Below are 25,449 nucleotides of genomic sequence, written 5' to 3'. Positions count from 1 at the left end.
GGTATTGTTGTTATGCACTTTGATGGTGTCGGGTACGGTATTTGTCGATCAGCACCGCAATGATGATCACCGCCCCTTTGATCACCAGTTGCCAGAAGTAGGAGACGCCCATCAGCGTCATGCCGTTGTTGAGGGTGGCGATAATCAGCGCTCCCACCAGCGTGCCGGTGATCGTGCCGATCCCGCCAACAAAGCTGGTGCCGCCGAGGATCACCGCCGCAATCGCATCCAGCTCGTAACCCATGCCCAGGTTTCCGTTGGCGCTGTAGAGGCGCGACGCGCTCATCACACCGCCTAACCCGGAGAGCAGGCCGCTCATGCCATACACAAACAGCAACACCAGCCAGACTTTGATGCCCGTTAAGCGTGCCGCCTGCATGTTGCCGCCTACCGCATAGATGTGAACGCCAAGCGTAGTGCGACGCAGGATAAACCAGCACACCACAATCACCGCCAGGGCAATCACCACCAGCCACGGCACGGGGCCAAGATAGTTATTGCCTATCCACTCAAAATTGATGTTCGAGTTAATCACCGTCGTGCCATCGGCCAGCAGGTACGCTGCACCCCGCAGTGCCGTGTAGGTGCCGAGGGTGACAATAAACGGTGGCAGTCCGGCAAAGGCCACCAGCGCGCCGTTGAACAGCCCCAGCACCAGGCCGAGCATCAGCGCGGCGGGAATAGAGAGCCCGGCGAATTCCGGTATTAACGACACCACCATCGCGGCGACCGCCGTGGTACCCAGAATCGACCCGACGGAGAGGTCAATCCCCCCGGTCAGGATGATGAAGGTCATCCCTGCCGCCAGCACGATGTTGATCGACGCCTGGCGGGTAATGTTGAGCAGGTTGCTTTCGGTAAAGAAGTTAGGGGTGATAAAGCCAAAAACCGCCACGATTAGGATGAGAATGGGCAAAATGCCGACCGTTTGCATCAGATCGCTCATCAGCATTTTTTTGGCGGAGGCAGATTTTGCCACCTGCTGCGGATGGGTTGGAGTTGTCATAGTTGCACCGCCTGATGATGTGAGTCGTTCACGCCGGTTGCCAGCGTCATGATGTTTTCCTGAGAGATGTCGTGTCCGTGGAGCTCCCCGGCGATGCTGCCTTCACGCATGACATAGACGCGGTCGCTCATGCCTACCACTTCCGGCAGTTCGCTGGAGATCATCAAAATCGCCACGCCCTTGCGCGCCATCTGGTTCATGATGCGGTAGATTTCGCTTTTTGCGCCGACATCGACACCGCGCGTCGGTTCGTCGAGGATCAGAATACGCGGACCAATCGCCACCCAGCGGGAGATCAGCAATTTCTGCTGATTACCGCCTGACAGACCGCCCGCGCGGACCTGTGCGTGAGGCACGCGGATATTCAGCAGGGCGATGGCATCGTCAGAAATGGACTGCGCTTTTTTGCGGTTAAGCATGCCGAAGGTGGCGTCGCGCTCCAGCGTCGCCATGGTGATGTTCTCCTGCGCCGCCAGCTCCAGGAACAGCCCCTGCTCCTTGCGGTTCTCGGTAAGAAAACCGATCCCGTTTTCAATGGCCGCGCGCGGGGAGTGGATCACCACCGGCTCGCCGTCCACTTCAATCATTCCGCCCGTGGCTTTACGTACGCCAAAGATGAGCTGTGCCAGCTCGGAGCGACCGGCACCGACCAGCCCCGCCAGGCCGACGATTTCCCCTGAGCGCACCTGCAGGCTGCAGGGTTGGACTTTTTTACCGTCGGTGAGGTGATGCACGTTAAGACGCGGGTTGCCGAGCGGGATATCGCGCTCTTTGTTGAACAGATCGCTTAAGGGGCGACCCACCATCATTTTCACCAGCTCAGACGCGTTCAGTTTGTCGCGCGTCAGGCTACCGACGTATTGCCCGTCACGCAGGACGCTGACCCGGTCAGAGAGTTCGTACACTTCCGCCATGCGGTGGCTGATATAGATGATCGCCATCCCTTCATCCCGCAGGCGCAGGATCAGCTCAAACAGACGATGGGTTTCACGCGAGGAGAGGGCGGCAGTGGGTTCATCCATCACCAGAATGCGGCTGTTACGGTGCAGCGCGCGGGCGATTTCCACCTGCTGTTGTTCAGCGATAGTCAGCTTCATCACCAGGTCGGTGGCGTTGAAGTTTGCACCCAGACGGTCGATGACCGCCTGAGCCTGGGCGGCCATCTCTTTACGCTGCACCAGTCCGCCGCGCGAGAGTTCGCTGCCAAGAAAGATGTTTTCCGCAACCGTCAGGTTGGGGGCGAGCTGCATCTCCTGATAGATCAGGGTAATGCCTGCGGCCAGCGCATCCTTCGGGCCTTTAATGTGATACGGCTGACCGTCAATCAGGATCTCGCCGCTGGTCGCGGTGTAGGCGCCCGCGAGGATCTTCATCAGCGTGCTTTTTCCCGCGCCGTTTTCACCCATCAGCGCGTGGATCTCACCGGGAAAGACCGTCAAATCCACACCCTTGAGCGCGTGGAAGTTGCCAAACGTTTTGGCAATGCTGCGCATCTCCAGTACCGGGGTTCTGCTCATGGCGGATCTCCTGTGAAGGTTGATATCTGCACTTCATCACAGGTGCGTAAATGCAAAATGTCAGAAGCCGTTCATATTTGTCATAGTTATGAATAGCTAATCGCCGTCACATTTCTCTTTTCCCTCTGCCTGTGGGAGAGGGCCAGGGTGAGGGCACCCATTTGCAGAGGAGCCCAATCCCATGCCATCACGCTCGCCGTTCTTCGCCAGTGCCCGCGGTCGTCTGCTGATCTTTAATCTGTTGGTGGTGGCGGTGACGCTGATGGTCAGTGGTGTGGCGGTGCTGGGTTTTCGGCATGCCAGCCAGATCCAGGAACAGGTACAACAGCAGACGCTGGATGACATGACCGGCAGCATGAACCTCGCCCGCGATACCGCCAGCGTGGCAACCGCGGCGGTTCGGCTTTCGCAGGTGGTGGGGGCGCTGGAATACAAAGGAGAGGCCGAGAGGCTGAAGCAGACCCAAATGGCGCTGCGGCACTCGCTGGAACAGCTCGCAGATGCGCCCTTAGCGCAGCAGGAGCCGGGGCTGGTGGCGCGCATTATTCGTCGCAGTAATGAGTTACAGCAAAGCGTGACGGGCATGCTGGAGCGCGGACAGCGGCGCCATCTGCAGCGTAACGCGCTGCTTAGCTCGCTGTATCAAAGCCAGAGCTATTTACGCCATCTGCAGGATATTAACCGTCGGTTTGGCAGCAACATCCCGGATGCGCAGCAGCTTGCGGAAATGGACAGGTTGATTCTCGCCGCCATCGATACCCCCTCACCGCGCGCCACCCTACAGCAGCTGGACGCCGTTACCGCAACGTTGCCCCAGCGCGCCACGCAGCCCGTGGTGAATCTTGTTCTGCCCGATTTCAACGACGAGCTGCGCAGGCTTGCCCCGCTGTCAAAGCAGCTTGAGGAGAGCGACCTGGCGATAAGCTGGTATATGTTCCACATCAAGGCGCTGGTGGCGATATTAAATAGCGATATCAATCAGTACGTTGAGCAGGTAGCGGAGGCTTCCCGGCTGCGTACGGCCCAGAGTCATCAGGAGCTGCGGTCCATCAGCGTATTTATCAGCATATTCGCCGTACTGGCGCTGATCATCACCGGTTGCGCCTGCTGGTATATCTACCGCAATCTGGGCTCCAACCTGACGGCGATCTCCCGGGCGATGTCGCGTCTTGCCCAAGGCGAGCAGGACGTTTCGGTGCCCGCGCTGCAGCGGCGTGATGAGCTGGGAGAGCTGGCTCGCGCGTTTAACGTCTTTGCCCGCAATACCGCCTCGCTGGAGCACACTACCCGTCTACTGAAAGAGAAAACCTCCCAGATGGAGATCGACCGCATCGAGCGTCAGGGACTGGAGGAGGCGCTGCTGCACAGCCAGAAGATGAAGGCCGTTGGTCAACTGACGGGCGGGCTGGCACATGATTTCAACAACCTGCTGGCGGTGATAATCGGTAGCCTGGAGCTGACCGATCCCGACTCCAGTGATGCCCCACGTATCGCCCGCGCGCTCAATGCCGCCGAGCGCGGTGCGTTGCTGACCCAGCGTCTGCTGGCTTTTTCCCGCAAGCAATCCCTGACTCCGCATGCGGTAGAGATGAAACCGCTGCTGGAGAATCTCAGAGAGCTGATGCGCCACTCCTTGCCCGCCACCCTGAGCCTGGAGATAGAGGCTCAATCCCCGGCCTGGCCGGCGTGGATAGACGTTGGCCAGCTCGAAAACGCCATTATCAACCTGGTGATGAACGCCCGCGACGCGATGGAGGGGCAGACGGGCGTGATTAAGATCCGCACGTGGAATCAGCGCGTCACCCGCAGTGACGGGCGCAGGCAGGATATGGTGGCGCTGGAGGTGATCGACCGCGGCAGCGGTATGACGCAGGAGGTCAAATCCCGGGTGTTCGAGCCGTTCTTCACCACCAAGCAGACCGGCAGTGGCAGTGGGTTAGGGCTGTCGATGGTGTACGGTTTTGTGCGTCAGTCCGGCGGCCGCGTCGAAATTGAAAGCGCGCCGGGACAAGGCACCACCGTGCGGCTCCATCTGCCGCGCTCAACGCTGCCCGTCGTCCCTGAAGATGAAACGCACTCTGCCACCGCATCCGCTGAAAACGAACGGCTGGTGCTGGTACTGGAAGATGAGGCCGACGTTCGTCAGACCCTGTGCGAGCAACTGCATCAGCTTGGCTACCTGACCCTTGAAGCGGAAAGCGGTGAGCAGGCACTGAACATGCTGGCGGCCTCGCCGGATATCGGCATGTTTATCAGTGATCTGATGCTGCCGGGCAGCCTGAGCGGGGCGGAGGTGATTAACCACGTGCGCAGCCACTACCCGCAACTGCCGGTGTTGTTGATCAGCGGTCAGGATTTACGTCCGACGCACAACCCGCAGCTGCCGGATGTAGCGCTACTGCGCAAACCGTTTACCCGCGTACAGCTGGCGCAGGCGCTGCGGAAGGTGATCATAATTTGAGATTCCTCCGCTACCTCTCCCGTTTGCGGTTAATTACCGTAAGGCCAGTTCACCTGCGAGTCTGGCCTTATGAAACGTTACTCTACCGCTCTGTTATTTGGTCTGCTGTCACTCTCCAGCCAACTGGCGCATGCCGATGTGATTGATGATGCCATTGGCAACATTCAGCAGGCGATCAACGATGCCTATAACCCCGGCAGCAGCCGCAGCAACGATGATGACGATCGTTATGACGATGACCGTCGCATTGATAGCCGTCAGTATGACGACCGCCGTCGGCAGCTTGAAGACAGACGCCGCCGTTTAGACGAGCGCCAGCGCCAGCTTGATGACGACAGACGACGCCTGGAAGAGGATGAGCGGCGGTTAGAAGACGATTACGATCGCGGTTAAGTGCGGCCTGTTGCCCTCACCTCAACCCTCTCCCACGGGAGAGGGAGAAAACCTAATCCAGCACCAACACCATGCCGTCATATCCCGCTTCGATGCCGTCCGGCAGCGGGTTATCCATCATCCACTCGTCAAACTGATGGCTGATATGGGTCAGGATCACCTGCGGGCAGCCAATCACCTCGTTCAGTGCCACCACGGTGTTTAAATCGCAATGGTTGCGCGGCGTCTGCGGGCGCGGTTCATGGCTACAGTCGATGATCATCGCCTGCGGCTGGTTGTTAAGCAGAAATTTCACCGTTTTCTCCGGCAATCCGGCAGTATCAGAGAGCCACGCCACGCGGCTGTGGGCGGACTCCAGCAGATAACCAAAGGTGAGTTTCGAGTGGTTGAGCGGCAGCGGCGTCACCCGCAGGCCCTGCAGCTCAAACATCACAAACGGCTCCAGCGTATGGCTGAAATCCAGAATGCCCGGGTGTTTGAAGAGATCGTCACATCCGGCTTCATCCGGCGGGCCGTAAACGGGGATCGTCGCGCCAACGCCCCAGCGCAGGGGAAACAGCCCCTGAACGTGATCCATATGGTAGTGGGTCAGCAAAAACTGCTGAAAGCTGCCGGCTGGCCAGTCGTCCATCAGGTGCGGAATACCCGCGTCCAGTAGCGTCACCGCATCATTGAATTTGACGGCCGCGCTACAGGGCCGACGACGATAATTCTCCTGCAGACGTGCCCGGCGGCATGCCGCGCAATCGCAGCCAAACACCGGGACCAGCTGGGCACTGCCGGTGCCCGTTAACGTGATGGTCAGACTCATCGTGCACCTCTACAACGGTTTGGTGAAACGAAAATGGCTCTGCGTATACCCTTCACGAACATAAAAACGGTGGGCGTCCAGCCGCCGGACGCTGGTGGAGAGCTCCGTCAGCTCCGCGCCCGCCTGCCGCGCGGTGTCCTCTGCCCATGCCAGCAGTTGGCTCCCCACTTTAAGACCACGCGCCTCGGGCATCACCACCAGCTCCTGGATTTCGCCGATCCATCTGGCGTGGTGCAGGTGAAACTGCATATGCAGGCCAATCATACCCACTACCTGTCCATTCAGCTCTGCCAGCTGATAACGCATATTGTGGTCCTGCAGATTGGCCAGATACCCGGTGTGGAACGCCTGATGATCAAATTCGGCCTGTTTTAACTCGCAGATCAGCGCGTAAACGATTTGCGCATCATCGGCGGTGGCGGGGCGAAGCGTGCAGTCAGGCATGCTGTTTCTCCTTCTGACGGATAAGTGATAAAACGTTATCGACTGACTGTAGCAAACTTCCGTCGTTGTTGAGGATGTGGCAATCCGCCGGGGTATAGCGCTCTGCGCGTTCGAGTCGCTGCGCGATCTCTTTTTCGCTTTCGCGTCCGCGGCTTTGCAGGCGGCTGCGCAGGACATCCGGCGAAACCTGCAGACAGACCGGCAGCAGCGCCGAGGCATACCTGGCGCGTGCCTGGGGCAGATGCGCACGGGAGCCGTTGACCAGCACGTCAAAACCCGCGTGTAGCCACAGGTCGATCTCAATGCCGATCCCGTAGTAGTAGCCGTTGGCGTGCCAGCTGAGCGCCAGCAGATTCTGCCCGGCGCGAGTGAAAAATTCCTGTTCGCTCAGGGCGATATGGTTTTCACTACCGGCATTCGCCGCCCGGGTAATATAGCGATGTGCGACCAGCAGCTGCGGGTGTTCCCGTTGCCGTAAGGCGGACAGCAGGCTGTCCTTCCCGGAGCCGGAGGGCCCCATTAACCAGATGACTCTTCCCATCAGAACACCCGTTTTCCCTGACGCCAGACGTGGTCGATATGGATGTGCTCGCCCTTACGGTGGGCCAGCACCAGATCCGCCCGTTTTCCTTCGGCTATCTCGCCCCGGTCGTGAAGATTAAGCGCCGATGCCGGGTTCTTCGTTACCAGGCGAATCGCCTCCGGCAGCGTGAAGCGGTTGCTGTCGTCATCCGCGACGCGGAAGGCGGCGTCCAGCAGGCTGGCGGGGTAGTAGTCGGAAGAGAGGATATCCAGCAGACCGAGCGAGGCGAGCTTGCTTGCCGCCACGTTGCCGGAATGCGAGCCGCCGCGCACGATGTTCGGTGCCCCCATCAGCACGTTCATGCCGTGTGCGCGGGAGGCTTCTGCCGCCTCAAACGTGGTAGGAAATTCAGCGATCACGCTGCCAAGCTGGTGGGATTCGCGGACATGATCGTGCGTGGCATCATCATGGCTGGCCAGCGCGATGCTACGGTCCCGGCACATCGCGGCAATCGAAACACGGTTCGGCTGTGACCACTGTGCCGCCAGCGCCAGCTGCTCTTCCTCGTAGCGCGCCATCTCCACATCGTTAAGAGAATATTTGCCCTGGTAATACTCGCGGTATTTTTCGAGGCTGGCGAACTGGCGCTGCCCCGGCGAGTGGTCCATCAACGAGACCAGCGACACTGGCTCGCGGTCTACCAGTTTTTCAAACAGCGGCAGGGTGGTGTGATGCGGCAACTCGCAGCGCAGGTGCAGGCGATGTTCGGCGCGGTTAAGACCGCGCTTTTGCGTCTCTTCCACGGCGTTGATCATCTTTTCCAGATTCTCCAGCCGATCGCCGCCGTCGCGTACGTCACCAATCGCCACCGCATCCAGCACGGTGGTGATGCCGCTGGCAACCATCAGCGCGTCGTGGCTGCTCATCGCCGAATGGGCGGGCCAGTCCACCTTCGGCCGTGGGGTGAAGAATTTATCCAGATTATCGGTGTGCAGCTCAATCAGCCCTGGCAGCAGCCAGCCGCCTTCGCCGTCCATCGCTTCGGGCAAATGGCTTCGGGTTTCGGCATACGCGCGGATCGCGCCGTCGCGGATCTCAATCGAGCCGTCGATGACCTCATCTTCCAGCACCAGCCTGACGTTATTGATAATCATACGTTTGTCCCCATCGGGTGCAGCCTGTCCGCCACGCGGTTGCGAACGCTCTCGTCGTGGAAGATCCCGACGATCGCCGCGCCGCGCGCTTTGGCCTGTTCGATCAGTTCCACCACTGCCGCGCTGTTTTTGCTGTCGAGCGAAGCGGTGGGTTCATCAAGAAGTAAAATCGGGTAGTCGACGATAAACCCGCGAGCGATATTCACGCGCTGCTGCTCGCCGCCGGAAAAGGTCGACGGGGCAAGATGCCAGAGGCGCTCGGGCACATTGAGGCGCGTCAGCAGGCTGGCGGCTTTGGCGGCGCAGGTTTCGCGCGGCTCGCCGAGATCCAGCAGCGGCTGCATGACCACATCCAGAGCGGAGATCCGCGGGATCACCCGCAGAAACTGGCTCACCCAGCCGATCGTCGAGCGGCGGACTTCCAGCACCTTACGCGCGGGGGCCTGAACCAGGTCGACCCATTCATCGGCATGGCGAATATGAATGTGCCCCTCGTCCGGCAGATAGTTGGCGTACAGGGAGCGCAGCAGGGTGGATTTTCCGCTGCCGGAGTGGCCGTGCAGCACCACGCATTCGCCGCTGTTCACCTTCAGAGAGGCATTTTGCAGCACCGGCAGACGCACGCCGTTTTGCTGGTGGAGCACAAAGGTTTTACTTACGTTTTCTACGTGGATCATTTTGGCCTCGTGGCGTTTTCTTGCCGGGTGGCGCTTCGCTTACCCGGCCTACAAGGTACGGCGTTCGTTTTGCCGGGTGGCGCCCTCAATTCTGCAACACGGATGACACCAGCAGCTGGGTGTAAGGATGGAGCGGATCGTCGAGCACGCGGTCGGTTAACCCACTTTCCACCACCTGACCCTGCTTCATTACCAGCAGACGGTCTGCCAGCAGGCGAGCGACGCCCAGATCATGGGTGACAATCACCACCGCCAGGTTCAGCTCCACCACCAGGCCGCGCAGCAGGTCGAGCAGGCGCGCCTGCACGGAGACGTCCAGCCCACCGGTGGGTTCATCCATAAACACCAGCTTCGGGTGGGTGACCAGGTTACGGGCGATCTGCAGGCGCTGCTGCATGCCGCCGGAGAAGGTGGTGGGCAAATCGTCGATGCGCGAGGCGGGGATCTCCACATCGGTCAGCCAGCGCTGTGCGGTTTCCCGGATGTTGCCGTAGTGCCGCGCGCCGGTCGCCATCAGCCGTTCGCCGATATTGCCTCCCGCCGAGACCTGACGACGCAGCCCGTCCAGCGGATGCTGATGTACCACGCCCCATTCGGTGCGCAGCAGGCGGCGGCGTTCAGCCTCGCTCATGCCATAGAGGGAGGCGCCCTCATACAAAATCTCGCCGTTCTGCGGGGCCAGGCGCGCGGAGATGGACTTCAGCAGGGTGGTTTTACCCGAGCCGGATTCACCGACAATCCCCAGCACCTCGCCCGGCCACAGCTCGAACGAGACGTCGCTGAAGCCTTTGCCCGGCGCGTAAAGGTGGGTCAGGTTGTTCACTGAAAGCAGCGGTTTCATTGGCTGTTCGCCTCGCTCTGTTGGCGGCAGTAATCGGTGTCGGAGCAGACAAACATCCGTTTGCCCGTATCATCCAGCACCACTTCATCCAGATAGCTGTGTTTCGAGCCGCAGATGGCGCACGGCTCGTCCCACTCCTGCACCGTGAACGGGTGGTCATCGAAATCGAGACTCTCCACGCGGGTGTAGGGCGGGACGGCGTAGATGCGCTTTTCGCGCCCGGCACCGAACAGCTGCAGGGCAGGCATCATGTCCATTTTCGGGTTGTCGAATTTCGGGATCGGCGACGGATCCATCACGTAGCGCCCGTTGACCTTCACCGGGTAGGCGTAGGTGGTGGCGATATGGCCGAAGCGGGCGATATCTTCATACAGCTTCACCTGCATCACCCCGTACTCTTCCAGGGCGTGCATGGTGCGGGTTTCTGTTTCGCGCGGCTCGATAAAGCGCAGCGGCTCCGGGATCGGCACCTGGAAAATCAAAATCTGATCTTCAGTGAGCGGCGTTTCGGGAATACGGTGGCGGGTCTGGATAAGCGTCGCATCTTCGGTTTTTTCGGTGGTGTTGACGCCCGTCACGCGCTTAAAGAAGTTGCGAATCGACACGGAGTTGGTGGTGTCGTCGGCTCCCTGGTCGATGACCTTCAGCACGTCTGACTCACCGATGACGCTGGCGGTAAGCTGAATGCCCCCGGTGCCCCAGCCGTAAGGCATCGGCATTTCTCGACCACCAAACGGCACCTGATAGCCGGGGATAGCGACCGCTTTCAGGATGGCGCGGCGGATCATGCGTTTGGTTTGCTCGTCCAGATAAGCAAAGTTGTAGCCGCTTAGGTTAGCCATTTTCACGCTCCCGTTGCAGACGTTTCAGCAGTTCCAGTTCGGCCTGGAAGTCAACGTAATGCGGCAGCTTGAGGTGCGAAACAAAGCCCGCCGCCTCGACGTTATCCGCATGGGCCAGCACGAACTCTTCGTCCTGTGCCGGGCCGGAAATCTGTTCGCCGTAGTCCGGCGCCTGCAGGGCGCGGTCAACCAGCGCCATCGCCATGGCTTTACGCTCGCTCATGCCAAAGACCAGCCCGTAACCGCGGGTAAAGTGTGGGGTGTCGTCGTCAGGTGCGACAAAACCATTCACCATTTCACACTCGGTCATTAGCAGTTCACCGACGTTCACAGCAAAACCCAGCTCTTCGGGGATGATTTCGACGTCGAGATAGCCGCTGCGAATCTCCGCCGCAAACGGGTGGTTACGCCCGTAGCCGCGCTGCGTTGAATAGGCCAGCGCCAGCAGATAGCCTTCGTCCCCGCGCATCAGCTGCTGCAGGCGAGACGAGCGTGAACAGGGGTAAACGGGAGGCGTGCGGGTGATGTCGTCGGGTTGCGCTCCGGTCTCTTCTTCAGCCTTTGCCAGACCCTGCTTCGCCAGCAGGCTAAAGACGTGCGGAGATGCTTCCTGCCCGGTCTCCGTGGTGCTGAGCGTCGGCGTTTCGCCGTTCGCCAGCAGGGTGAAATCCAGCAGGCGGTGGGTGTAGTCGTACGTAGGGCCAAGGAGCTGGCCGCCGGGAATATCTTTATAAACGGCGGAAATTCGCCGCTCCAGGCGCATTTCTGCCGTATTGACCGGCTCGCTCACCGCCAGGCGGGGAACGGTGGTGCGCCAGGCGCGCAGCAAAAAGATGGCCTCGACGTTGTCGCCGCTGGCCTGCTTCAGCGCCAGCGCTGCCAGCTCGCGGTCGGCGACGCCGCCTTCGGTCATCACTCGATCCACCGCCAGGTTCAACTGCTGCTCAATCTGGGCGACGCTCAGCTCGGGAAGCTGTTCATCACCCCGTCGTCTGTGCGCCTGTAGCGCATGGGCGGCGGCGATGGCCTTCTCGCCCCCTTTGACGGCAACGTACATCAGCACACCTCCACGTGGGTGGTTCGCGGGATCGCCAGCAGGCGCTCGCCGCAGGTCAGGATCAGGTCAATGCCCAGCGGGAACGGGTGCGGGCGTTCGGTCAGCTCATGAATAATGCACTCCGGCAGCTGTGGCGCGACCATGCGTTCGTCGGCAATCCCCGCCCCGGTCAGGCGCAGCATGCGACCACCGCTCAGGCTGGCGACCTGCAGGAGCAGCGTGGCGCTGGTCTCCGGTGCTACCGCGCTGCCTTCACTCAGGGCATTGAGCTGCTCATGGCTGATTTGCTCATCGGTAACGGCAAACACCGCCTGACGGGGCTGCTCAACCAGCGGGGCGTTAGTGTGAAAACGCAGATTCTGGCTGGCGATGTCATTGGATAACGTCCCCGAAAGCCACACCGGGGTATCGTTGTCGGCGAGGGTCAGCAGTACGCTGGTGGTCGCCAGGTTCAGCGGCAGCCAGCCCTGGGAGAGCTGATGCAGGGAGACAATCACGCCTGGCTCGCTCATGGCTTTCAGCAGGCGACGAAAACTGTGTTGGGCATCCTGGACGGCCAGGGTAAAAACGGGTTGAAGCGTCATGCGTTATCTCCGCGAACAAGCGTAAAGAAGTCGACCCGGCTGGTATTGACTTGCGCCTGACGTGCGGCAGTGCGCGCGGCGAGGTTGGCTTCCAGCGGGGCAATCAGGGTTTCCATCAGGGTCTGGAAATGGGGTTGTTCCTGCAGCAGGGCGTCGATCACCGCGCAGCGCTCGGCGTGCGGTTTATCGCGACCGAGTACGTAGCTGTAACCCAGCGTGCCGCTGCTCAGACGAATGACCGCGCGGGTGAGGGCGCCATCACCGGCGAAAAAGCGCTCTCCGGTGCCGCCCATTCTTGCCTGGATCTGTACCAGGCCAATTTCCGGCGCGCGGAGCGTTTCATAGTCTGGCGTCAGGTTAAGCGCGTTCATGCGGCTCGCCAGTGCAGCAGGCTGGCTATGGGCCAGGGCGCGCATCCAGCGCTGACGGGTGGAGGTGTCGAAATGCATTCAGTGCTCCATGGTGAATTCAATCATGTCGGCGCGGGTCAGGCTGACGGAGTACTCCGTCGCGTTGATCTCGCCGTCACGGTGGTTGAGGGTGCGCACGCAGAGCAGCGGAGCCATGTTGGGGATCTCCAGCACCTTGCTCTCTTTCGCCTGCGCGCGGCGGGCGCTGATACGCGTCTGGGTACGTTTGAGCACAAGACCCGTGGCGTCCTGCAAAAAGTCATGCAGTGAACCGCTGGAGAAGTGTTGCAGCACCGGCCAGAGGCTCAGGTCGCTGAAGTAGTGATCTATCTGGCAGACCGCCACGCCATTAACCCGGCGCAGGGTGCGCAGATGCACAACGTTGTCGCCCTCCTGAATACCCAGCGCATCGGCTACATGGCTGGAGGCCGGACGCAGCACGGAGAGCAGTTTTTCGCTGGTGGGATGGCTCCCCTGGTCGAGCAGGTTCTGACTAAAGCGCGCCTGGGCATTGAGCGGGTAGTCGAACGGGCGCATCAGCACCAGCACGCCGACGCCCTGACGGCGCTGTACCCATCCGCGCTCAACCAACTGATCGATGGCGCGGCGCAGGGTGTGGCGGTTCACTTCATAGCGGTCTGCAAGCTGCTGTTCGGCTGGCAGGTAGTCTCCGCAGCGATAATGGGTGCGCAGCTCCACTTCGAGCTTTGCTGCAATCTCTTGCCAGCGGGTAGGGTAACTGGTCGGATGTCTGGATAAGTGCATACCAATCAAAGCCTCGCTTCTCAGATGAAGTGCTTACGCAAACGTTGAGAGAGGAAATCCAGCAGGCTGACGGTGATGATGATGAGTACCATCAGGGCACAGGTTTGCTGGAACTGGAAACTGCGGATCGCCTCCCACAGGGTGACGCCAATGCCGCCTGCGCCGACCATGCCGACGACGGTGGCGGAACGGACGTTAGATTCGAAGCGGTAGAGCGAATAGGAGATCAGCAGCGGCATGACCTGGGGCAGCACGCCGTAAAGGATCTCTTCAATTTTGTTGGCGCCGGTGGCGCGAATACCTTCGACCGGGCCGGGTTCAATGGCTTCCACGGCTTCGGAAAGCAGCTTGGAGAGCACGCCGGTGGTGTGGATGAACAGCGCCACCACCCCCGCGAACGGCCCCAGACCCACGGCAACCACGAACAGCATCGCGAACACCATTTCGTTAATGGCGCGGCAGGCGTCCATCAGGCGGCGCATCGGCTGATAAACCCACCACGGAACGATGTTTTCCGCGCTCATCAGGCCAAACGGAATGGAGAGGATGACGGCCAGGGCGGTCCCCCAGACGGCGATTTGCAGGGTGACAGCCATTTCGCCGAGATAGTCCTGCCACTGGCTAAAATCGGGCGGGAAGAAGTCGGCAGCGAAGGTGGCCATGTTACCGGCGTCTTTAAACAGCAGCAGCGGATCCATCTCCGCGCCCTTCCAGGAGATAACCAGCACCGCCAGCAGGATGGCCCAGCTAAATAGCGAGAACCAGCTGCGTTTCGGCGGTGGGAGGGTGATGGTTTGCATGTTGACTCCTTTGTGTTTAGTTCCCTCTCCCACAGGGAGAGGGAGAAAAGCGTTACTGCACCGCTTTATTCACACTGGTCATTGCACCAAGCGCGGCGGTCAGGCGGTCCAGGTCTTCCAGCTGGGCCTGAATAGCTGCCACTTTGCTGGTCTTCTCCTCGTCCTTAAGCCCCTTGTTGTCCTTCACGCCCTGCATCTCTTTAAACAGCGCCAGCTGGCGAATCGGGACCAGTTGCAGGTCGCTCGACGGGCGGAACGGTGCCCAGCCCAGGCGCGTCAGCACGGCTTTCTCTTCCGGCGTTTTGCCGTAGGTCATAAAGAAGTCGTACACCTTGTCCTTGGTGCCTTCAGAGAGGTTTTTGCGCCAGACAATCGGGTCTCCCGGGATGAGAGGGGATTTCCAGATCACCTTCAGCTCTTTCAGCTTGTCCGGTGCGGAGGTCTTCAGCTTGTCGAGGTTTTCGGTGTTGTTGGTGGCGACGTCCACCTGCTTGTTGGCCACGGCCAGGGCGTTGGTTTCATGGCTGGCATTGACGGTGCGTTTGAAATCGGTGGCAGAGGCATTATTTTTGGCGAAGACGTAATAGCCCGGCACCAGGAAGCCAGAAGTGGAGTTCGGATCGCCGTTGCCGAAGGTCAGTTCTTTGCGTTTGGCGAGCATATCGTTGAGGTTATTGATCGGGCTGTCTTTGTTGACGATCAGCACGCTCCAGTAACCCGGAGAGCCATCGGCAGCAACGGTCTGGGCAAAGACCTGGCCGTTTGCACGATCCACCGCTTCCATGGCGGAGAGGTTGCCATACCAGGCGATGTCCACTTTGTTAAAGCGCATCCCCTGGATGATGCCCGCGTAATCCGGGGCGAAGAAGGCGTTTACTTTGATCCCCAGTTTGTTTTCCATATCTTTCAGGAAGGGTTCCCACTGAGGCTTCAGGTTCTGCTGTGATTCCGTTGAAATAATGCCAAAGTTCAGCGCTTTTTCCTGCTCCTCGGCGTACGCAGGGCTTAACAGGGTGCTGATGCTGAACATGCTGGTAAAAGCCAGCGCGGCAACCGTTTTATAGCTCATTTCCATTCCTCGTAGTGGGGACGTTATGCAGCCTTCGCGTTCTCTTCGACACGGTTAATGCTGCGGTAGAGATGGTCAAAACGTTCGTTATCAAACTGGTGGCTTGCGCCATCAAAGAACACATGTCCCTGACGCAGGGCGACAATGCGCTCGCAGTAGCGCAGGGCGTAATCCACCTGATGCAGCGTCACCACCACGGTGATGCCGTCGTTCTGGTTAATGTCATGCAGGGTTTCCATCACGATGCGGGCGGATTCCGGATCCAGCGAGGCGATGGGCTCGTCGGCAAGGATGATTTTCGCTTTCTGCATCAGGGCACGGGCGATGGCCACGCGCTGCTGTTGTCCACCAGAGAGGGTGGAGACGCGCTGATGGGCGAAGTGCGCCATGCCTACGCGGGTGAGTGCCCGCAACGCCTCTTGCTTCTGTAATGGGGAGAACCAGCGCAGACAGGTGCGCCAGAATGGGGTGCTGCCGAGCGCGTCAATCAGCACGTTCTCCAGCACCGTCAGTCGATTTACCAGATTAAATTGCTGGAAGATGCAGCCTGTCTGCGCGCGGCTTTTGCGGATATCCCGCGCCAGTCGCCCTGCTCGCTGTACGGTGTTGCCCAGCAGTTCGACGTGGCTTTCCGGGATGCTATCGCCGGTAATCAGGCCGCTTAAGTGACGCAGAAGGGTGGATTTACCTGAACCGGATGGCCCCAGCAGCGCTACCATGTCGCCCTGCTGGACGGTCAGATCAACGGCGTGCAGAGCCTTGTTGTGATGAAAGGTCTTGCTCAGTTTCTCGACGCGGATGACGGTTTGCATATGCTGGGCCTCACAATAAATGTGGCCTCATGCTGGCGCATCAATATGACATTTGGGTTAAGTGCAGGTTGCGGGAGTTTGAAGAGTTGAAGTGAAAACGATGACAATCTTTCCAGGCCCGGTCAGCGCAGCGCCACCCGGGGTTGTTGCCGGATGCGCTGCGCTTATCCGGCCTACGAACTTTGTTGCTGCTTAACGACGTTAATCATCCACGGCACGCCGTATTTGTCGGTGACCTTACCGAAACCGTGCGCCCAGAAGGTCTCCTGCCAGGCCATTTCAATATTTCCGCCATCCGCGAGATTGTCGAACCAGCGTTTGCCTTCATTGACATCCTGTGTGTCGAGAACCAGCGTGAATCCGGCATACTGCGCCTTACTGCCCGGCGGCAGGCCATCGCTCATCATGATATCGCTGCCCGCAATGCGAACGTTGGAGTGGGCTATAGCGGAGTCCGGGAACTGCATGCCAGACGGGCAGCCTTCTTCGCTGCTCTCGCTTTTTGGCATTTCGCCGAAGGTGATTTTATAGAGGAGTTCTGCGCCGACGGCCTGCTGATAAAAGGCGGTTGCCTCTGTACAGTTGCCGGCGAAAGAGATGTAGGGACTTAACGGCATAATCTTTACCTCACGTAAGAAAAGCCCATTAAGTGTAGTGGGTGTGTGCCCGGTAAGCGAAGCGCCACCGGGCGGGTAAATCAGTTCTTTTTCACAAACTCAGATTTCAGTTTCATTGGACCAAAACCGTCAATTTTGCAGTCGATATTATGATCGCCTTCAACCAGACGGATATTCTTCACTTTGGTCCCGATCTTCAGCATGGAAGAGCTGCCTTTAACCTTCAGGTCTTTGACGACGGTGACGCTGTCGCCATCTGCCAGCAGGTTACCGTTAGCATCTTTTACAATCAGCACGTCAGCATCCTGTGACGGCTCTGCGTCGTTCCATTCGTGGGCGCATTCCGGGCAAATGAACATGCCATTATCTTCATAGGTGTATTCAGAATTGCATTTCGGGCAGTGTGGAAGTTGCATCGGGATATCCTCAAAAAAGTGCTTAACACGCTGGAAAGTGCCAGCAAAATGACGGCAGAGCGCCGAAAAAGAGGGCAAGTATAACGCAAATCCACACGATTGTCGGTGATATTATTTAATAAAAAAAAACCGAAAAGCGTGTTGCGGGTGACACTTTCTGTCAGTCGGTTAAGCGATGCTAACGCCATTAACGTGTTGGGAAGAATTGACACTGAATATATCGAATATTTTATTGCGGCAAATTGCTACGTTCCGCCATTTCGGATAAGGTGAAGCGACACATTGTTATTTATCGCCGGTTTTCGTCGTCGTACATCTGTTATGACGCTGAACCATTCCCTCTCTTTTTAGGTGGGTAAATAATGATGATATATCCTGAAGTTTCTTAAAAATGGGCTACGCTTTTTATCTTTTGACTATCAGGTCAGGAGAAAAGCTTTTCACGCCATGCAAGGATAGCGATTTATTTCTGATTGTCTTCAATCAGTTATATTTCGGTGAACATGTTTTCCACACGTGATCATATAAGCCGAAAAACATAATTAAAACCCGGTGGCTTAATAAAAGTAATAAATTTGCGTTAAGGAAAGGCTTTTATCATGCACACACAGACAATTTTTGAATTAAGCCAGGAAGCAGAACGGTTGCTACAACTCGCCCTGCAAAACCTTGATACCTTGAAATCAATGCCGATAGCGATGCTGGAGAGTACCGCGACGGCCATTACGGGTGAAAAGAACAACGTTTTACCTTTGCATTTTAGCGCGCGTGGTGTCGAAGCACAGCAGGCGATGCTGAATAGTGAATTGCGCAAAATAACCCGTCTGGAAATGGTGCTGGCTATTGTTGGAACCATGAAGGCGGGGAAATCGACCACCATTAATGCGATTGTAGGCACCGAAGTGTTGCCCAACCGCAACCGTCCGATGACGGCGCTTCCGACCCTTATTCGTCATACGCCGGGCCAGAAAGAGCCGGTACTGCATTTTACGCATGTCTCTCCCATTGATGATTTGATCCAACTGCTACAGAAAAAGCTCTGCGATGACGATCGCGGTAAGCTGGCGCAGCGTCTGGAAATCGATAAAGACATGAATACGCTGCTGGAGAGAATTGAAAGAGGCGAGGCTTTCGAGAAGCACCACCTTGGGGCGCAGCCGATATTTCATTGTCTGAAAAGCCTGAACGACCTCGTGAGGCTCTCTCAGGCGCTGGACGTGGCCTTCCCATTCTCTGAGTACGCGGCGATAGAGCATATACCGGTGATTGAGGTGGAGTTTGTGCATCTTGCGGGTCTGGATGCGCACCTGGGGCAGCTGACGCTGCTGGACACGCCTGGGCCAAATGAAGCCGGGCAGCCCCATCTGCAAAAAATGCTCACCGAACAGTTGTCCCGCGCCTCCGCGGTGCTGGCGGTGATGGACTATACCCAGCTCAAATCGATTTCTGATGAAGAGGTTCGTCAGGCCATTTCGGTAGCGGGAAAATCGGTGCCTTTGTATGCGCTGGTGAATAAATTCGACCAGAAGGATCGCAACAGCGACGATGAAGAGCAGGTCAGGGCGATGATCTCCGGGACCTTAATGAAAGGGAACATCTCTCCGGGACAAATTTACCCTGTTTCGTCGATGTGGGCCTATCTGGCAAACCGCGCCCGCTATGAGATGGCGAACCATGGGCAGCTACCGGATCACCAGGAACAGCGCTGGGTACAGGACTTTGCCGAGGCCGCGCTGGGGCGTCGCTGGCGTACGGCGGACCTGGACGATATCGAACATATTCGCCATGCGGCTGATTTGCTGTGGGAGGATTCGTTATTTGAACAACCTATCCGCAAACTGATTTACGCCGCCTATGCCAATGCGTCGTTATTTGCGCTGCGTTCGGCGTCGCATAAGTTGCTCAACTATGCCCAAAATGCCAGAGAGTATCTCGATTTTCGCTATCAGGCCCTGACGGTGGCCTTTGAATCGCTGGAGCTGAATATTACGCGTCTTGAAGAGGATATGGCTCTGCTGCAAACGCGGCAGCGCGTGGCCAGCGAAGAAGTCAAACACGAAGTGGAGCAGGCCCTCCACGCCACTGACGATTTTATGGCGTTGCAGAAAGGAGCCCTTCAGCAGGCGATTGGCCATATCTTCAACAGCCACACGCTACTTGATTTGGCAGGTATTGATCCGCTGAATCATCGGCAGGATGCACCGGAGGCGCTGACGCAGCTGGTGCTGGATGATGAGAGGCAGGCGCAAACGGTACTGAACAGCATCCGCTCCGCCTGCGAGCAGGTCATGCTGGACGCACAGACGAAAATCAGCCGGGAGCTGGCGCTTCGCTTCGATCAACTGGAGTCTACGCTGGCGCGTTCGCTGAATGAGGCGATGCGGCCCATTGAGCTGCGTATTAAAGAGCAGCTCAGCCATGCCGGTTTCCGGGCGCGGATCAGTTTCCCGGCATTTCAGGCAAATCAGCTGAACTTCAATACGCGGGCGCTGTTTACTGATGCCATCGCGGAGGATACCCGTCCGGCAGGCCAGCCATCGGCTGCGGGAAGTGTACGGGAAACGGTGTCGCGCTGGCTGAACAATCCTGGCTGGGGCTGGGAAGATTATGTGGCGACGCGCACGCGATACGTTATTGATATTGCGCAGCTGCATGACAAGTTTATGCAGCATATTGATCAGTTTTGTGAACAAATCCGTAAAGCTTTAACCGCGCAGGTCGATGTCTCTGTTACGGCGGGTATGGCAACGTTCTTTGCAGAATTTTCGTTATGCCTTGCCGGGTTACAGGAAAGCTTGCGTGATAGCCTCGCAGTCCGTCAGCAAAATGAGCATTCGACCCGATCGCTCAGCCAGCTGTTGAAACAAAGTATCACGACTGCGACGTGGATTCAGGAAGATACCCGACTGTTACGCGATGATATTCAAACTCTTTTCGCGGCAGAGCAACCATGACAACACAGCTACTGGACGGTCCCGGGCGGACGCTGGAGTGTATCCATCCTAAATTTATGGTCGATCTGGTCCAGGGGGTAGACGCGCCGCGTCATACCCATCTGGGGCCGCAACAGCTGCAGTTTCGTGAGCGTTTGACGCAGGAGATCATGACGCACACCCGGCTGCGACCGTGGGCAATGGCGGGAATGCTCAACGAAAATGCGGCTCTGCGCCTGGGGCTGGCGGAAAAGCTGGCCGGCATGCTGGATCCGGGGCATCTCGCGCTGACGCGTATGGCCGATAAACTGGTTGCCCTGCGCCAGCAAACCTCTCTGCGTACGCAGCCCTCGCCGGGCCTGGTTCAGCAGTACGCTGAACTCTCTTCCCATTTTCTTCAACGCGCAGCCTATAAAGAAAAGGCGTTGTCCCAGCGTGGGTTAACGGTCCAGGCGGGCGAGCATAGCGAGCAGATTTTTACCCGCTGGCGGTCCGGTCACTATGATGGCTGGTCGCTGGCCGGGCGTTGCTACATTGTGCTGGAAGAGCTGCGCTGGGGAGCATTTGGCGATGCCTGTCGTCTGGCGAATGCGGACGTGGCGGCAATGCTCAAGGATAACCTGCGCAGCATGGCGGCAAATTATCTGGCGCAGGGGATCAATGCTTCTCCCACTACCCGCCATTTTTATCACCAGTGGCTCACAACCCCCTCTACGCCGGGGAGCATCGATCATAAAGATATGCTGGGCTGGCTGGGGGACTGGTGTCAGGCGGACAGCCACCCGGTGAGCTGGTCAGTAACCCAAAACTGGCAAACGGTCGCGCTGGGTATGCCGAGACTCTGTTCGGCAAAGCGGCTGGTGGATGGGATGGTGGAAGAAATTTTTGGTTGAACCCCTCACCCGGTGGGGAGAGGGGCCGGTCTTATGCGGTGCGTTAATGATGAAGCTCTACCGCTTTCGGTTCTGTATCCGGCTCGGGGAGATTGCCGAAGCGCTTCGCATACAGGGCCGTGATAATGGGCACCAGAATGGCGGTGACGATCACGCTGGCGGCAACCAGCGCCGTTGCCGAGGCCGCAACCGGTTCGAAAGCCGGGTTAATCTGGGCAATGATCACCGGATTCGCCACGGCGGCCCCGGCGGCTGAAGAGGCGGCTACACCTGCCGTTCCGTTTCCTCCGCCAATTACGCGATCGGCAATGATCAGCGGAATGCCGGTGATAATGATAACAGCCACGCCCAGGACAATACCCAGCAGACCGGTATCGAGTATCACCTTCAGGTTAATGGTATTCCCCAGCGCGAAGCCGAAGAACGGGATCAGCACCGGCGTGGCTTTGCTGAAGAAATCGCGCAGATCGTGGTCCAGATTCCCCAGCGCAAAACCGATCAGGAAAGGCAGGATCGCGCCGACAAAGTGGTGTGGTTCAAACGAGGCCAGCCCCGCCGAGCCCAGAATCAACATCGTCATCAGCGGACCGGACTCCAGAGACATCAGCACAAAGGCGCCAGACTCCTCTTTTGTGCCGTACTGGTTCATCAGGCTGGCATAGAGCCCACCGTTAGTCATATCCATCGCGGAGACAATGGCCAGAACGGATAATCCGGCGAAGAATCCGGTCTGAATGCCATTCTCCGGAATGAACAGTGCACAGACCATTGCCACAACCCAGGCAACCGCAATTTTCGTTATAACCAGCGTTCCGGATTTACGTAATACGGTACCCGTTGCCCGCAAGTTAATAGATGCTCCAATACAAAAGAACCAGACGGCCAGAATGGGCACGGTTCCCGTAATCATTCCTTTTGTGAAACCACCAAAATAAGCACCGGTATCAGGTGCCAGGGTATTCAGAATGGCGCCAAGCACCAGAGGAACCAGCATCATCCCGCCGGGGATGCGTTCTATTGTGGCTTTAATCTTCATGTACAACCCTCACATCGTGTCCCGCGTGGCGGACGGAATGCTATCGAAAATAAAATCAACAAATTCAGTTAATTGAAAGGATGCTTAGCCTGGCGCTTCGTTATCCTTTCAGGGAAATTAATCGCGCGCTCTTGATTCATGCCGCTCAAAAGCCCGCTGGACGTTGCGTTCGGATTTATCATGCGATCATTGGAATGATGATTCAATGAAAATAAAACAGTGTTTTAGTTATCTCTATCACATATTCGGCGTAAATATTCGAACCGCGTTTTAATATTTAAAATTTATGTAAATCTGATGTGACGCAGTATGGTTTTGAGAATTGTTGTTCAGGCGATAATAACGTGCGTGAGCATGTTCTTTTTTGGTGGATAAGAAAGAGCTGATGGGCGGCAATTGACAAATATTGAACTCAATTGACGATACGGAAAAATATATGTGAAGTTGATCACAAATATAAACGCTGGTAGGGTAAAAAGGTCATTAACTGCCCAGACAGGCGTCAACAGGTTCGGTTGTATCGACGTAAAACGTCAATGTAAGTAAACCTGCTACGCTTGAATAAGGCGATTCGCATGGAGCGGATCCCCGTTTCACGGTTCACCAGATGGCCGGTGAAATGGACAGGGCTGAGTCTACGAGGAAAGCTATGCTTAGAAGGAAAAAGATTAAACCCATCACGCTTCGCGACGTCACCATCATCGATGATGCAAAACTGCGTAAAGCGATCACAGCCGCCTCGCTTGGTAATGCGATGGAATGGTTCGATTTTGGTGTCTACGGCTTCGTGGCCTATGCGTTAGGTAAAGTGTTCTTCCCCGGCGCCGACCCCAGCCTGCAGATGATTGCCGCGCTGGGTACGTTCTCGGTTCCCTTCCTCATTCGCCCGCTGGGTGGTCTGTTCTTCGGTATGCTTGGTGATAAATATGGTCGTCAGAAGATCCTGGCCATCACCATTGTCATTATGTCGATCAGTACATTCTGTATCGGCCTGATCCCGTCTTATGCTTCGATTGGCATCTGGGCGCCAATATTGCTGCTGCTCTGTAAGATGGCTCAGGGATTCTCCGTAGGGGGAGAATATACCGGTGCCTCGATCTTCGTTGCAGAGTACTCCCCGGACCGTAAACGTGGCTTCATGGGAAGCTGGCTGGACTTTGGTTCCATTGCCGGGTTCGTCATGGGTGCGGGCGTGGTGGTGCTGATTTCAACCGTGGTTGGTGAGGCGAACTTCCTTGAATGGGGCTGGCGTATTCCGTTCTTCCTCGCGCTGCCGCTGGGGATCATTGGCTTGTACCTGCGTCATGCGCTTGAAGAGACGCCTGCGTTCCAGCAGCACGTTGATAAGCTCGAGCAGGGTGACCGCGAAGGTCTGCAGGATGGCCCGAAAGTCTCCTTTAAAGAGATCGCGACCAAACACTGGCGCAGCCTGCTGGTCTGTATCGGCCTGGTGATCTCCACGAACGTGACTTACTACATGCTGCTGACCTACATGCCGAGCTATCTGTCGCATAACCTGCACTACTCGGAAGACCACGGTGTGCTGATCATTATCGCCATCATGGTGGGTATGCTGTTTGTGCAACCGATTATGGGGCTGTTGAGTGACCGCTTTGGCCGTCGACCGTTCATTATTCTGGGTAGCGTTGCGCTGTTTGCCCTTGCTATTCCGGCATTCATTCTGATTAACAGCAATGTGCTGGGCCTGATTTTTGCCGGCTTGCTGATGCTGGCGGTGATCCTCAACTGCTTCATCGGGGTGATGGCCTCTACACTACCGGCCATGTTCCCGACGCATATTCGCTACAGTGCGCTGGCGGCGGCCTTTAACATCTCGGTTCTGATTGCCGGTCTGACGCCGACGCTTGCCGCCTCTCTGGTGGAAAGCACGCAAAACCTGATGATGCCCGCTTATTACCTGATGGTTATCGCGGTGATTGGTTTGATTACGGGTATTACCATGAAGGAGACGGCGAACCGTCCTCTGAAAGGGGCGACGCCTGCGGCATCGGATATTCAGGAAGCGAAAGAGATCCTGCGCGAGCACTACGATAACGTCGAGCAGAAGATTGAAGATATTGATGCAGAGATTGAAGAACTGCAGAAGAAACGCTCCCGACTGGTGGACCAACATCCACGCATCAACGAGTAATCAAAAAACCCGCCGCTGGCGGGTTTTCTTTTATTAGCATCCTGCGGCGATGTAATCGCCATTGGCGCTGATGGGGATCACCGTCAGGAACAGGATGGTCGCAAACAGGATCAGAACAATCCCGCCAGCAATCTTGACCGCCGGAACCAGCCACTTCAGCGAGGCGCCGCCGCCAAACCAGGCGACCGTGCGCTCCCGGGCGTAACGCACGGCCAGCGATAGCCCCATAATCGATAGCGCGGTTCCCAGCGACATGGTCATTACCGCGGCCATTCCCCAGGTGACGATGCCCAGCGCATTCGAAAACATCAGGATCATAATGGCCCCACTGCACGGACGCGCGCCGATCGCCAGAATTACACCCAGACGGGTTTTCCAGTCACCCTGCGCAAGGTCTGCCCCTACGCCGTGATGGCCGCAGCCACAATGTTCATCATGCTGGTGAAGGGGCGTGATGGCGGAGATTGCCATCCTGCGCGGGCGCAGGCTTTTCAGCGCCTGGTAAATGATAAACGCGCCGAATGCGCCAATGAGGACCGCGCTAATCTTCTCGACATACCAGCGGCTGGTACTGATATCCCCGGACGCCAGGTTAAACCCCACCGCCAGAATAAAGACAAACAGAATGGCGCTGACGCCCTGCAGCATACTGCCAAAAAAAGGCACGACCCGGGCAGCCAGTTCGCTCTCTTTATTTGTACTGAGATAGGTAGTGACAATGAATTTGCCGTGCCCCGGCCCGATAGCGTGAAGTACGCCATAGAAGAACGCGCCGGTTAATAGCCATAAGCCACCGCTGTACTGATGGTTATTAAGCTGCAACAGGTACATCACCAGATAACGGTGCAGGGTGATTTGCGTAGCAAGACACCACTGGATGAAAGCCCCCCAGTGTGCGTGCAGAGTGAAGCCCGCAATAAGGAGTAGCAGCGTCATGAGGCCAGCGCCAGGAATGCGCCAGTCTCGGGTGAGGCGTTGTGTGATCATGGATATTGTCTGTCAGGGAAAATATTTGCCAATAGTATAGTTGATTATCCCCCTCAATCCGTGGGTTCTTATTATGCTTACGCGTTGTATTGTGGATAAGTCTGTGTGTAAAAGGGTATAAGGCGGGGTTTTGCTGGGGAATACAGCAGTCAGTCATCTTTTTGCAACTTTTCGGTTGCGGTCGCTCGGGAACTCCCTATAATGCGCCTCCATCGACACGGCGGATGTGAATCACTTCACAAACAGCCT

The 25,449-nt window shown here is 57.4% G+C and carries 25 protein-coding genes; 5 read left to right on the top strand and 20 right to left on the bottom strand.

Annotated features, from left to right (window positions below; all coding sequences use genetic code 11):
* Positions 1 to 10: 10 nt before the first annotated feature.
* Entirely contained in the window at positions 11 to 1,006 is a 996-nt protein-coding gene (locus M8370_RS17575) for an ABC transporter permease subunit (RefSeq protein ID WP_250021506.1), read from the bottom strand.
* Positions 1,003 to 2,523, bottom strand: a complete 1,521-nt coding sequence (locus tag M8370_RS17570; RefSeq protein ID WP_038418478.1) for a sugar ABC transporter ATP-binding protein — start codon at positions 2,521 to 2,523, stop codon at positions 1,003 to 1,005. Before M8370_RS17570 ends, M8370_RS17575 begins: the two co-directional genes overlap by 4 nt.
* Before the next feature lie 181 nt (positions 2,524 to 2,704).
* Here M8370_RS17570 and M8370_RS17565 point away from each other — a divergent pair, with 181 nt between their 5' ends.
* Positions 2,705 to 4,984 carry a hybrid sensor histidine kinase/response regulator gene (locus tag M8370_RS17565; RefSeq protein ID WP_250021505.1) on the top strand — a complete coding sequence of 760 codons (2,280 nt, stop codon included), beginning with the start codon at positions 2,705 to 2,707 and terminating at the stop codon, positions 4,982 to 4,984.
* 69 nt (positions 4,985 to 5,053) lie between these two features.
* Positions 5,054 to 5,377, top strand: coding sequence for a DDRRRQL repeat protein YjdP (gene yjdP / locus M8370_RS17560; RefSeq protein WP_029882896.1), 324 nt, complete (start codon positions 5,054 to 5,056; stop codon positions 5,375 to 5,377).
* Positions 5,378 to 5,429: 52 nt separating this feature from the next.
* On the opposite strand, the gene phnP is transcribed toward yjdP, so the two are convergent.
* The 16 genes from phnP to M8370_RS17480 all read right to left on the bottom strand — a co-directional run bounded on the left by phnP (position 5,430) and on the right by M8370_RS17480 (position 17,199).
* Positions 5,430 to 6,188: a phosphonate metabolism protein PhnP gene (gene phnP, locus M8370_RS17555; RefSeq protein WP_057072552.1), complete on the bottom strand. Its 759-nt coding sequence runs from the start codon at positions 6,186 to 6,188 to the stop codon at positions 5,430 to 5,432.
* A 9-nt stretch (positions 6,189 to 6,197) separates the two neighbouring features.
* Complete coding sequence (gene phnO / locus M8370_RS17550; protein ID WP_023621470.1) at positions 6,198 to 6,632, bottom strand: aminoalkylphosphonate N-acetyltransferase; 435 nt, start codon at positions 6,630 to 6,632, stop codon at positions 6,198 to 6,200.
* Positions 6,625 to 7,176 carry a ribose 1,5-bisphosphokinase gene (gene phnN, locus M8370_RS17545; RefSeq protein ID WP_095455743.1) on the bottom strand — a complete coding sequence of 184 codons (552 nt, stop codon included), beginning with the start codon at positions 7,174 to 7,176 and terminating at the stop codon, positions 6,625 to 6,627. Before phnN ends, phnO begins: the two co-directional genes overlap by 8 nt.
* A complete protein-coding gene (gene phnM / locus M8370_RS17540) occupies positions 7,173 to 8,309 on the bottom strand; it encodes an alpha-D-ribose 1-methylphosphonate 5-triphosphate diphosphatase (protein ID WP_045294838.1) in 1,137 nt (378 codons plus the stop codon). Before phnM ends, phnN begins: the two co-directional genes overlap by 4 nt.
* Entirely contained in the window at positions 8,306 to 8,986 is a 681-nt protein-coding gene (gene phnL / locus M8370_RS17535) for a phosphonate C-P lyase system protein PhnL (protein WP_129327646.1), read from the bottom strand. Before phnL ends, phnM begins: the two co-directional genes overlap by 4 nt.
* Positions 8,987 to 9,071: 85 nt before the next feature.
* Positions 9,072 to 9,827 (bottom strand): phosphonate C-P lyase system protein PhnK, encoded by a 756-nt coding sequence (gene phnK, locus M8370_RS17530; protein ID WP_013095105.1) that lies wholly within the window; start codon positions 9,825 to 9,827, stop codon positions 9,072 to 9,074.
* On the bottom strand, positions 9,824 to 10,669 hold the full coding sequence (gene phnJ, locus M8370_RS17525; RefSeq protein ID WP_250021504.1) for an alpha-D-ribose 1-methylphosphonate 5-phosphate C-P-lyase PhnJ: 846 nt from the start codon (positions 10,667 to 10,669) through the stop codon (positions 9,824 to 9,826). The genes phnK and phnJ overlap by 4 nt, the downstream gene beginning before the upstream one ends.
* The gene (locus M8370_RS17520; RefSeq protein WP_013095107.1) at positions 10,662 to 11,726 is read right to left on the bottom strand and encodes a carbon-phosphorus lyase complex subunit; all 1,065 of its coding nucleotides are present in this window, start codon (positions 11,724 to 11,726) and stop codon (positions 10,662 to 10,664) included. Before M8370_RS17520 ends, phnJ begins: the two co-directional genes overlap by 8 nt.
* Positions 11,726 to 12,310, bottom strand: coding sequence for a phosphonate C-P lyase system protein PhnH (gene phnH / locus M8370_RS17515; protein ID WP_250021503.1), 585 nt, complete (start codon positions 12,308 to 12,310; stop codon positions 11,726 to 11,728). Before phnH ends, M8370_RS17520 begins: the two co-directional genes overlap by 1 nt.
* Positions 12,307 to 12,759 (bottom strand): phosphonate C-P lyase system protein PhnG, encoded by a 453-nt coding sequence (gene phnG, locus M8370_RS17510; protein WP_250021502.1) that lies wholly within the window; start codon positions 12,757 to 12,759, stop codon positions 12,307 to 12,309. The genes phnH and phnG overlap by 4 nt, the downstream gene beginning before the upstream one ends.
* Positions 12,760 to 13,485, bottom strand: a complete 726-nt coding sequence (phnF, locus tag M8370_RS17505; RefSeq protein ID WP_013095110.1) for a phosphonate metabolism transcriptional regulator PhnF — start codon at positions 13,483 to 13,485, stop codon at positions 12,760 to 12,762.
* A 20-nt stretch (positions 13,486 to 13,505) separates the two neighbouring features.
* The gene (phnE, locus tag M8370_RS17500) at positions 13,506 to 14,285 is read right to left on the bottom strand and encodes a phosphonate ABC transporter, permease protein PhnE (protein WP_250021501.1); all 780 of its coding nucleotides are present in this window, start codon (positions 14,283 to 14,285) and stop codon (positions 13,506 to 13,508) included.
* A 52-nt stretch (positions 14,286 to 14,337) separates the two neighbouring features.
* Entirely contained in the window at positions 14,338 to 15,354 is a 1,017-nt protein-coding gene (phnD, locus tag M8370_RS17495) for a phosphonate ABC transporter substrate-binding protein (protein ID WP_250021500.1), read from the bottom strand.
* 23 nt (positions 15,355 to 15,377) lie between these two features.
* Entirely contained in the window at positions 15,378 to 16,166 is a 789-nt protein-coding gene (gene phnC, locus M8370_RS17490; RefSeq protein WP_250021499.1) for a phosphonate ABC transporter ATP-binding protein, read from the bottom strand.
* Positions 16,167 to 16,339: 173 nt separating this feature from the next.
* Positions 16,340 to 16,783: a VOC family metalloprotein YjdN gene (yjdN, locus tag M8370_RS17485; protein ID WP_058660655.1), complete on the bottom strand. Its 444-nt coding sequence runs from the start codon at positions 16,781 to 16,783 to the stop codon at positions 16,340 to 16,342.
* An 80-nt stretch (positions 16,784 to 16,863) separates the two neighbouring features.
* On the bottom strand, positions 16,864 to 17,199 hold the full coding sequence (locus tag M8370_RS17480; RefSeq protein WP_013095115.1) for a zinc ribbon domain-containing protein YjdM: 336 nt from the start codon (positions 17,197 to 17,199) through the stop codon (positions 16,864 to 16,866).
* Positions 17,200 to 17,798: 599 nt separating this feature from the next.
* On the opposite strand from M8370_RS17480, the gene crfC reads away from it, so the two are divergent.
* Both crfC and M8370_RS17470 read left to right on the top strand, forming a co-directional pair.
* Entirely contained in the window at positions 17,799 to 20,153 is a 2,355-nt protein-coding gene (gene crfC / locus M8370_RS17475; RefSeq protein ID WP_013095116.1) for a clamp-binding protein CrfC, read from the top strand.
* A complete protein-coding gene (locus tag M8370_RS17470) occupies positions 20,150 to 21,025 on the top strand; it encodes a diguanylate cyclase regulator RdcB family protein (protein ID WP_250021498.1) in 876 nt (291 codons plus the stop codon). The genes crfC and M8370_RS17470 overlap by 4 nt, the downstream gene beginning before the upstream one ends.
* Before the next feature lie 43 nt (positions 21,026 to 21,068).
* Here M8370_RS17470 and kdgT read toward each other — a convergent pair whose 3' ends face one another.
* Complete coding sequence (gene kdgT / locus M8370_RS17465) at positions 21,069 to 22,061, bottom strand: 2-keto-3-deoxygluconate transporter (protein WP_013095118.1); 993 nt, start codon at positions 22,059 to 22,061, stop codon at positions 21,069 to 21,071.
* 649 nt (positions 22,062 to 22,710) lie between these two features.
* Between kdgT and proP the strand changes: the two genes are divergently transcribed.
* Positions 22,711 to 24,213, top strand: coding sequence for a glycine betaine/L-proline transporter ProP (proP, locus tag M8370_RS17460; RefSeq protein ID WP_013095119.1), 1,503 nt, complete (start codon positions 22,711 to 22,713; stop codon positions 24,211 to 24,213).
* A gap of 33 nt (positions 24,214 to 24,246) precedes the next feature.
* Here proP and M8370_RS17455 read toward each other — a convergent pair whose 3' ends face one another.
* Positions 24,247 to 25,200: a nickel/cobalt transporter gene (locus M8370_RS17455; protein ID WP_038418498.1), complete on the bottom strand. Its 954-nt coding sequence runs from the start codon at positions 25,198 to 25,200 to the stop codon at positions 24,247 to 24,249.
* Positions 25,201 to 25,449 lie beyond the last annotated feature (249 nt).

The sequence above is a fragment of the Enterobacter cloacae complex sp. OE43NF genome (assembly GCF_023544405.1).
Taxonomy (GTDB): Bacteria; Pseudomonadota; Gammaproteobacteria; order Enterobacterales; family Enterobacteriaceae; genus Enterobacter; species Enterobacter cloacae.
The sequence above is the reverse complement of the archived record's forward strand: the minus strand, read 5'-3'. Positions and strand labels throughout refer to the sequence as shown.